Origin of the sequence: Streptomyces sp. NPDC058691 (assembly GCF_042714775.1) — a bacterium.
In the GTDB taxonomy this organism is placed as follows: domain Bacteria; phylum Actinomycetota; class Actinomycetes; order Streptomycetales; family Streptomycetaceae; genus Actinacidiphila.
In genome coordinates, this window is record NZ_JBHXSO010000121.1 from 1 (window position 1) to 9,648 (window position 9,648).

At 70.3% G+C, this 9,648-nt stretch carries 4 protein-coding genes; 1 reads left to right on the top strand and 3 read right to left on the bottom strand.

The genetic code is table 11. The features are described 5' to 3' along the window. Both treS and ACFWVC_RS38130 read right to left on the bottom strand, forming a co-directional pair. Nucleotides 1-1,694, bottom strand: a 1,694-nt coding sequence (gene treS, locus ACFWVC_RS38125) for a maltose alpha-D-glucosyltransferase (RefSeq protein ID WP_384299183.1), incomplete at its 3' end; no start/stop codon positions are given. Next, nucleotides 1,691-3,700: an alpha-1,4-glucan--maltose-1-phosphate maltosyltransferase gene (locus ACFWVC_RS38130; RefSeq protein ID WP_384299189.1), complete on the bottom strand. Its 2,010-nt coding sequence runs from the start codon at nucleotides 3,698-3,700 to the stop codon at nucleotides 1,691-1,693. The genes ACFWVC_RS38130 and treS, both read right to left, overlap by 4 nt. A 471-nt stretch (nucleotides 3,701-4,171) precedes the next feature. Here ACFWVC_RS38130 and glgP point away from each other — a divergent pair, with 471 nt between their 5' ends. After that, the gene (glgP, locus tag ACFWVC_RS38135; protein ID WP_384299196.1) at nucleotides 4,172-6,808 is read left to right on the top strand and encodes an alpha-glucan family phosphorylase; all 2,637 of its coding nucleotides are present in this window, start codon (nucleotides 4,172-4,174) and stop codon (nucleotides 6,806-6,808) included. Nucleotides 6,809-6,891: 83 nt separating this feature from the next. Here the strand turns inward: glgP and ACFWVC_RS38140 are convergent, their stop codons facing one another. Then, nucleotides 6,892-9,270: a M4 family metallopeptidase gene (locus tag ACFWVC_RS38140; RefSeq protein WP_384299201.1), complete on the bottom strand. Its 2,379-nt coding sequence runs from the start codon at nucleotides 9,268-9,270 to the stop codon at nucleotides 6,892-6,894. Between the last annotated feature and the right edge of the window lie 378 nt (nucleotides 9,271-9,648).

Below are 9,648 nucleotides of genomic sequence, written 5' to 3' on the forward strand. Positions count from 1 at the left end.
AACCAGTAGAAGCCGTGACCGGCGAGAGTGAGCAGGTAGGGCAGCTCCCCGATGGCCGGGAAGCGGACCCCACCGATGAGCTCGACCGGGTGACGGCCGGTGAAGGACCGCAGATCGAGCTCGGTGGGCTGGGCGAAGCGCGAGAAGTTGTTCACGCACAGGACGAGGTCGTCGCCCTTCCCGTCCATCGAGGGTGCCTCGCGCAGGAAGGCGAGGACGGCCGGGTTGCTGGACGGCAGCTCGGTGTACGAGCCGAGTCCGAAGGCATGGTTCTGCTTGCGGATCTCGACCATCCGGCGGGTCCAGTGCAGCAGCGAGCTCGGGGAGCTCATCTGCGCCTCGACATTGGTGACTTGGTAGCCGTAGACCGGGTCCATGATGGTCGGCAGGTAGAGCCGTCCCGGATCGCACGAGGAGAAGCCGGCGTTGCGGTCCGGCGTCCACTGCATCGGGGTGCGCACCGCGTCGCGGTCACCGAGCCAGATGTTGTCGCCCATGCCGATCTCGTCGCCGTAGTAGAGGATCGGCGAGCCGGGCAGGGAGAGCAGCAGCGCGGTGAAGAGCTCGATCTGGTTGCGGTCGTTCTCCAGCAGCGGGGAGAGCCGGCGCCGGATGCCGATGTTGGCCCGCATGCGCGGGTCCTTGGCGTACTCCGCGTACATGTAGTCGCGCTCTTCGTCCGTCACCATTTCGAGTGTCAGCTCGTCGTGGTTGCGCAGGAAGATGCCCCACTGGCAGTTCTTGGGGATGGCCGGGGTCTTGGCCAGGATCTCCGAGACCGGGTAGCGCGACTCCCGGCGCACCGCCATGAAGATGCGCGGCATGACCGGGAAGTGGAACGCCATGTGGCACTCGTCGCCGCCCTTGGCGTAGTCGCCGAAGTAGTCGACGACGTCCTCGGGCCACTGGTTGGCCTCGGCGAGCAGCACCGTGTCCGGGTAGTGGGCGTCGATCTCCTCGCGGACCATCCTCAGGAAGCCGTGGGTGCGCGGCAGGTTCTCGCAGTTGGTGCCCTCCTCCTGGTAGAGGTACGGCACCGCGTCCAGCCGGAACCCGTCGATGCCGAGGTCGAGCCAGAAGCGCAGGGCGGCGAGGATCTCCTCCTGGACCTTCGGGTTCTCGTAGTTGAGATCCGGCTGGTGGGAGAAGAAGCGGTGCCAGTAGTACTGCTTGCGCACCGGGTCGAACGTCCAGTTGGAGCTCTCGGTGTCGACGAAGATGATCCGGGCTTCCGGGTACTGCTTGTCGTCGTCCGCCCAGACGTAGTAGTCGCCGTAGGGTCCGTCGGGATCGCTGCGGGACTGCTGGAACCACTCGTGCTGGTCGCTGGTGTGGTTCACGACGAAGTCGATGATCACCCGCATCCCGCGCTGGTGCGCGGCGTCCACGAACTCCACGAAGTCGGCCAGGTCGCCGAACTCCGGTAGTACCGCCGTGTAGTCGGAGACGTCGTAGCCGCCGTCACGCAGCGGTGACGCGAAGAACGGCGGCAGCCACAGGCAGTCGACGCCCAGCCACTGCAAATAGTCCAGCTTGGCGGTGAGCCCCTTGAGGTCGCCGACCCCGTCGCCGTTGCTGTCCTGGAATGACCGTACGAGTACCTCGTAGAAGACGGCCCGTTTGAACCAATCGGGATCCCGGTCTTTGGCCGGGGTGTCTTCGAACGTGTCAGGTACGGGTTCGTTGACGATCAAGTGGGTGACCCTCCTGTCGATGGAGTAGGTCGCAGGGTGAAGATGTGCGCGGGCACGCGGCCCGGCTCGAGGCGCACATAGTTGTTCCTGCCCCAGTGGTAGGTCTCGCCGGTGAGCTCGTCGCGCACCGGGGTGGACTCGTGCCATGCGAGGCCGAGTTCCGGCATGTTCAACGAGACGGTCGCCTCCTGGGTGTGGTGCGGGTCCAGGTTGACGACCACCAGTACGACATCACCGCCACCGCCACCGCCGTCGCCCGAGCGCTTCGAGTACGCCAGCACCGCGTCGTTGTTCACGTGGTGGAAGCGCAGATCTCGCAGCTGCTGGAGCGCGGGGTGGCGGCGCCGCAGCCGGTTGAGCGCGGTGAGCAGCGGCGCGAGGGAACGGCCCTCGGCCTCGGCTGCCGCCCAGTCACGGGGCCTCAGCTCGTACTTCTCCGAGTGTAGGTACTCTTCACTGCCCTCGCGCACCGGCACGTTCTCGCAGAGCTCGTATCCGGCGTACACCCCCCATGTGGGCGAAAGGGTCGCCGCCAGCACCGCGCGCACCTCGAACGCCGCGCGTCCCCCCTGTTGCAGATACGCATGCAGGATGTCGGGGGTGTTGACGAAGAAGTTCGGGCGCATGTAGCTCGCCGCGTCCCCACTGAGCTCCGTCAGATAGTCGACCAGTTCCTGCTTCTCATTACGCCAGGTGAAGTACGTGTACGACTGCTGGAAGCCGATCCGGCCCAGTGCGTGCATCATCGCCGGGCGGGTGAACGCCTCGGCCAGGAAGATGACGTCGGGGTCGGTGCGGTTGATGTGCGCGATGACCTTCTCCCAGAAGACCACCGGCTTGGTGTGCGGGTTGTCCACCCGGAAGATGCGCACCCCGTGGTCCATCCAGTGCCGCAGCACCCGTTCGGTCTCCCGCACCAGCCCGGCCATGTCGGAGTCGAAGGCGATCGGGTAGATGTCCTGGTACTTCTTCGGCGGGTTCTCCGCGTACGCGATCGAGCCGTCCGGCCGGTGGGTGAACCACTCCGGGTACTTCTCCACCCATGGATGCTCGGGGGAGCACTGCAGGGCGAAGTCCAGGGCGATTTCCAGCCGCAGTTCCCTGGCCCGCTCGACGAAGAAGTCGAAGTCCTCCAGGGTGCCGAGGTCCGGGTGGACCGCGTCGTGGCCGCCCTCGGGGGAGCCGATCGCCCAGGGCGAGCCGACGTCGTGCGGACCCGCCGTCAGGGAGTTGTCCGGCCCCTTCCGGAAGGCCGACCCGATCGGGTGAATGGGGGGCAGATAGACCACGTCGAAGCCCATGGCGGCGATCGCCGGCAGCCGGTCGGCCGCGGTGCGGAAGGTGCCGGACCGCGGGGGGTGCTTCCCGGACGGGTCCACCACCGCGCCCTCGGAGCGGGGGAACATCTCGTACCAGGAGCCGAACAACGCCCGTTGCCGCTCCACCTGGAGCGCCGCCGGGCGCGAGGCGCTGATCAGCTCGCGCAGCGGGTGGCGGTCCAGGACGGCCACCACGTCGGGGGCCAGTACCGCGGCGTGCCGGGCCGCGGGGGGCCGGCTCTCGTCGCGCAGCGCGTCGACGGCGGCGAGCACGACGGCCCGGCCGTCCTTCTTGGGGACCTTGGCCGCGGCGCGCTCGTGCAGTGCGGCGCCCTCGGCGAGGACCAGTTCGGTGTCGATGCCGGCGGGGATCTTGATTCCCGCGTGGTGCCGCCAGGTGGCCACCGGATCACTCCAGGCCTCCACCGTGTACGTCCAGCGGCCCTCGGCGGTCGGGGTCACTTCGGCGCCCCACCGGTCGGTGCCGGGGGCGAGTTCGCGCATCGGGGTCCAGGGGCCGGTGCGGCCCGAGGGGTCCTTCAGGACCACATTGGCCCCGACCGCGTCATGTCCTTCACGGAATACCGTCGCCGTCACCTGGAAGGTCTCGCCGGTCACCGCCTTGGCGGGGCGGCGGCCGCAGTCGACCAGCGGGCGGACGTCCAGGACGGGGATACGACCGATCATTGCGCCTCACCTGTTCGAGCTGGTGGCCGGGCGGGTGACGTGCACTCTTTTTATCTGCTCCTTCGGTTGGCTGCCTGGGGGCATGACCGCTCCTGTCCGCGTTCACTCGGGTGGGCGGATGTGCGTTGGGGTGTGAGGAGGAGAAGTGGCGCCGCTTCGCGCAAGGGTGAGCCTGCCCATTGGATGCCGCCCGAATGCCCGTCGAAAAGGGGTACTGGCGCGTAGCTTGCAAAGCCTCCGGAAAGACGGCCGGCCCCATGGACGCCGTGGTATTGGCCGATTGTCGACGGCTGTGAGCGGTTGCCCAGGGGGCGCGGGCGGGTGGCGCCGGGGGGACGGGGAGCGGTCCCGGCGCCGTCGCCGCCGCGCGTCCGCGCCCCCTGGTGGTGCGCCCCCGGCGTGCACCGGCGCGGAGTGCATCCGGACGCCGGTTGCCACCACCGGGCCGGAGGATGCCGCTACCGTCGAAGAGTGAAGGCTATTCGTCGATTCACCGTGCGAACTGTCCTGCCCGAACCACTACGTCCGCTCGGGGAGCTCGCGCAGAATCTGCGCTGGTCCTGGCACCCCGAGACCCGCGAGCTGTTCCAGGCGGTCGACCCCGAGGGCTGGCGGGCGGCGGCCGGCGACCCGGTGCGCCTGCTCGGCGCCGTCTCCAAGGACCGGCTGAACGCGCTCGCCAGGGACCGCCGCTTCCTGCGCCGGCTCGGTACCGCCGTCGAGGACCTCCACGACTACCTCGCCAACCCCCGCTGGTACCAGGGTGCCGCCGGCACCGGGGAACTCCCCTCCGCCATCGCCTACTTCTCGCCCGAATTCGGCATCACCGCCGCGCTGCCGCAGTACTCCGGCGGCCTGGGCATCCTGGCCGGCGACCACCTCAAGGCCGCCAGCGACCTCGGCGTCCCCCTGATCGGCGTCGGCCTGCTCTACCGGCACGGCTACTTCCGGCAGTCCCTGTCCCGCGACGGCTGGCAGCAGGAGCACTACCCGGTGCTCGACCCGAACGAGCTGCCGCTGTCCCTGCTGCGCGACGAGGGCGGCAGCCCCGTGCTGATCGTGCTCGACCTGCCCGGCGGCCGCAGCCTGCGCGCGCACGTCTGGCTGGCCAGGGTCGGCCGGGTGCCGCTGCTGCTCCTGGACTCCGACGTCGAGGAGAACAACCCCAGCGAACGCGACGTCACCGACCGGCTCTACGGCGGCGGCAGCGAGCACCGGCTGCTCCAGGAGATGCTGCTCGGCATCGGCGGCGTCCGCGCGGTGCGCACGTACTGCGCCCTGACCGGCCACCCCGCGCCCGAGGTCTTCCACACCAACGAGGGGCACGCCGGCTTCCTCGGCCTGGAGCGCATCCGCGAGCTCACGGCCGAGGACGCCGGGACGGACTTCGACTCCGCGCTGGAGGCGGTCCGGTCCGGGACCGTCTTCACCACGCACACCCCGGTGCCCGCGGGCATCGACCGCTTCGACCGCGAGCTGGTCGCCCGTCACCTCGGCGACGACGGCGAACTGCACGGCGTGGACGTGCAGCGGGTGCTGGAGCTGGGCATGGAGACGTACTCCGGGGGCGACCCCAACGTCTTCAACATGGCGGTGATGGGCCTGCGGCTCGCCCAGCGCGCCAACGGCGTCTCCACCCTGCACGGCCAGGTCAGCCGGGAGATGTTCGCCGGGCTGTGGCCGGGCTTCGACCCGGAGGAGGTGCCGATCACCTCCGTGACCAACGGTGTGCACGCCCCGACCTGGGTGGCGCCCGAGGTGTTCCGGCTCGGTGCCAAGCAGGCCGGCTCGCAGATCGCAGAGGACGCGATGACGGTCGGCCTGGCCGACACCTGGGAGAGCGTCGGCGCCATCCCCGACGCGGCCATCTGGGAGCTCCGCCGCGAGCTGCGCGACCAGCTGGTGTGGGAGGTGCGCCGCCGGGTGCGCGCGTCCTGGCGGCAGCGCGGCGCCGGCTCGGCCGAGCTGGGCTGGGCCGACGACGTGCTCGACCCCGATGTGCTCACCATCGGCTTCGCGCGCCGGGTGCCCTCGTACAAGCGGCTCACGCTCATGCTGCGCGACCAGGACCGGCTGATGGACCTGCTGCTCCACCCCACCCGGCCGATCCAGATCGTGGTCGCGGGCAAGGCCCACCCGGCCGACGACAGCGGCAAGCGTCTGGTCCAGGAGCTCGTACGCTTCGCGGACGACCCCCGGGTACGTCACCGGATCGTCTTCCTGCCCGACTACGACATGGCCATGGCACAGCATCTGTACCACGGCTGCGACGTCTGGCTGAACAATCCGCTGCGCCCGCTGGAGGCCTGCGGCACCTCCGGGATGAAGTCCGCGCTGAACGGCGGCCTCAATCTCTCCGTCCTCGACGGGTGGTGGGAGGAGTGGTTCGACGGCAACAACGGCTGGGCCATCCCCACCGCCGACGGCTTCGGCGCCCAGGGCGACCCGGACCGGCGCGACGACATCGAGGCGGCCGCGCTGTACGACCTGATCGAGAACCAGGTCGCCCCGCGCTTCTACGACCACGGCACGCAGGGGCTGCCGGCCCGCTGGATCGAGATGGTCCGGCACACCCTCACCACCCTGGGGCCCAAGGTGCTGGCCGGCCGCATGGTGCGCGAGTACGTCCAGCGGCTGTACGCCCCGGCCGCCGCCGCGCACCGCCTCGCCGCCGGCGGCGAGGCGGCCGAACTGGCCGGGTGGAAGCGGCGGGTGCGGGAGCAGTGGCCGCGGATCGCGGTGGACCACGTGGAGACCGGCGCCGCGGTCGGCGGTTCGCCGGAGCTCGGGACGACGCTCACCCTGCGGGTGCAGGTCGCCCTCGGCGACCTGGAACCGGGCGATGTCGACGTCCAGGTGGTCTCCGGCCGGGTCGACGACTCCGACCGCATCGCCGACCCCTCGGTGGTCTCCCTCAAGCCGGGCGGCCGGCCCGACCTGGAGGGCCGCTGGCTGTACGAGGGGCCGCTGGCGCTGGACCGCACCGGGCCCTTCGGCTACACCGTGCGGGTGCTGCCCACCCACCGGCTGCTCGCCTCGGCCGCCGAGCTGGGGCTGATCGCGGTGCCCGCGGAGACCGCGGGCATGACGGCGGGCGTGCTGCGCTGATCCGCACACCCTGCCCCCGCACATGACCGGGCCCCGGCCGTCGAGGACGGCCGGGGCCCGGCGTTCACGTCACCCCGCCGGGGTCAGTTGGAGGTGGTGACGGCCGTGTCGTCCACCACGAAGCTCGTCTGCAGCGAGGAGTCCTCGGTGCCGGTGAACTTCAGGCTGACGGTGGAGCCGGCGAAGCCGTTCAGGCTGAACGACTTCTGGGTGTAGCCCGTCGCCTTGTTGAGGTTGGAGTAGGTGGCCAGCGTGGTCGATCCCGCCGTGACGGTCAGCTTGTCGTACTGGGTGCTGGTGGTCGTCTCGGCCGAGTCGATGTGCAGCCAGAAGGTGAAGGTCGCCTTGCAGCCGGCCGGGATCGTCACCGACTGGGACAGCGTGTCGGTGTGGGTCGAGCCGTACCCGTCCAGCCAGCCCTTGTACGTGCCGCCGTGGGCGGCCTGGCCGCTGTCGTTGGTGATCACACCGCTGCTGGCGGTCCAGGAGGCGCTGCCGGACTCGAAGCCCGCGTTGCCGAGCAGCTGGGCCGAGGTGCAGGTGCCGCCACCGGTGGAGACGGTCCAGGTGAACGAGGCGGTGCCGGTCTTCGCGGCGGAGTCGGTGACCGTGACCGTGGTGTTGTAGGTGCCCGCGGTGGTCGGGGTGCCGGAGATCAGACCGGTGGAGCTGTTGATCGACAGGCCGGACGGCAGGCCGCTCGCCGCGTAGCTCAGCGCGCCGCTGTTGGTGCTGCCGGCCTGGATCTGCAGGCTGACGGCGGTGCCGACGCCGCTGGCCTGGTTGCCCGGGTTGGTGACCGTCACGCCCGAGACGGGCGCGTGGCTGCCGACGGCGATGCCCGCGAAGGCGTTCTGCACGCCCGCGTACTGGGCCGAGGAGGCGCCGTACAGCGCGGAGGCGGCGTTGAGGGCGGCGGTGCGGGCGCCCGCGTAGTTGGTGCTGCTCGTCATGTACGTGGTCAGCGCCTTGTACCAGATCTGCAGCGCGGCGGCGCGGCCGATGCCGGCGACGGCGATGCCGTCGGCGGTCGGGCTGTTGTAGCTGACCCCGTTGATGACCTTGGCGCCGCTGCCCTCGGAGAGCAGGTAGAACATGTGGTTCGCCGGGCCCGAGGAGTAGTGCACGTCCAGGTTGCCGACGCCGGAGTACCAGCTGTCGGGCGACGTGCCGTCGCGGGACGGCTTGTCCTGGTAGCGCAGCGGGGTGCCGTTGCCGTTGATGTTGATCTTCTCGCCGATGAGGTAGTCGCCGACGTCGTTGCTGTTGTTGGCGTAGAACTCGACGCCCGTTCCGAAGATGTCGGAGGTCGCCTCGTTCAACCCGCCGGACTCACCGGTGTAGTTGAGGCCCGCGGTGTTGGACGTGACGCCGTGGCTCATCTCGTGGCCCGCGACGTCCAGCGAGGTCAGGGCGTGGGTGTTGCCCGAGCCGTCGCCGTAGGTCATGCAGAAGCAGCTGTCGTCCCAGAACGCGTTGACGTAGCCGCTGCTGTAGTGCACCCGCGAGTACGCCGCGACACCGTCGTTGCGGATGCCGCTGCGGCCGAAGGTGTTCTTGTAGAAGTCCCAGGTCTCCTGGGCGCCGTAGGCGGCGTCGGCGGCCGCGGTCTGGGTGTTGGAGCCCGTCCCGTCGCCCCAGACGTCGTCGGCGTCGGTGAACAGCGTGCCGGTGCCGGACGTGCCCCGGTTGAGGTTGTACGTCTTGTGGCCGCCGCGGGTGTTGTCGGTCAGCTGGTACGTCGAGCCCGACAGCGTGGTGCCGAGCGTGACCGATCCGCTGTACTGGGTGTTGCCGGTACCGGTCTTGACGTCCTGGAACCGGTACAGCTCCTTGCCGGTCACGGCGTCGGTGACGACGTGCAGCCGGCTCGGCGTGCCGTCGTCCTGCAGACCGCCGACCACGGTCTCCCAGGCGAGCTTCGGAGTGCCCTGCCCGGCCCAGATCACCTTGCGGGCGCTGTCCGCGGCGGGCGCCTTGGCGTCCAGGGCCTTGGCGGCCTGGACGGCGGCGCCGGTCGCGGTGGACTCGGCGACCTTCGGCGTCGTCGAGGCCACCGTGATCGTCTTGTTCGTGTTGAACGTGGTGCCCAGCGTGCCGGCGCCGGTGGCGGGCGTGTGCACCACGAGGTCACCGCCGAGCACGGGGAGCCCGGCGTAGGTGCGCTCGTAGCGGGTGTGCAGGGTGCCGTCCACGTCCTTGACGACGTCCCGGACGACCAGCTTCTCCTTGCTGCCCAGGCCCAGGGACTCGGCCGTCACGGCCGTCCGGGCGCTCGCGCTCTTGATCAGCGACGTGTGCTGGGCGGGGGTGAGCCTGGCCTCGAGCGCTCCGGCGCGGACCTGGCCCGTGTGGGGGGCGGGCTTCGCCGTGGCGGTGGTCGACGGTATGCCGACGGCGAGAAAAGCGGCGGTGGCGACCAGGCTTGTGGCCGCGACTGCCTTGCGGGGGGATCGTCTCACTCGGACTCCTACTGCGTCGGCCGCGGTTGGCGGCCGGGGACAGCCGGGCAGACAGGGTGTGCTGCCCGGGCGGAACTAGCCGTGCAAGCCGTGCGGGTGGGACGTGCGGAGCTGCGGCCGGGCGCGACAGCGCGCGGAGGTGCACCGGCGCGGGCGCGTTCGTGCCGACCGGGGGAAGAGTGCCACTACTCATGGGTTGATGTCATGTACGTGGCGAGAAGTTGGCCGAATACGTCCTTTCAGGAGGACAGTCGATCCGCATAACGGACGACGTACTCCGCAGGACGTGACAGGGCCGCGCCCCGGCCGGCCCGCGGCGCGGCCGTGGCGCACCGGCCCCCCCGCCGGCCCCGGGGGGGGGGGCGGAAGACGAACCTC

Coding starts and splice junctions, on each gene's coding strand:
- ACFWVC_RS38130 (WP_384299189.1), bottom strand. CDS start 3,700: ATGATCGGTCGTATCCCCGTCCTGGACGTCCGCCCGCTGGTCGACTGC.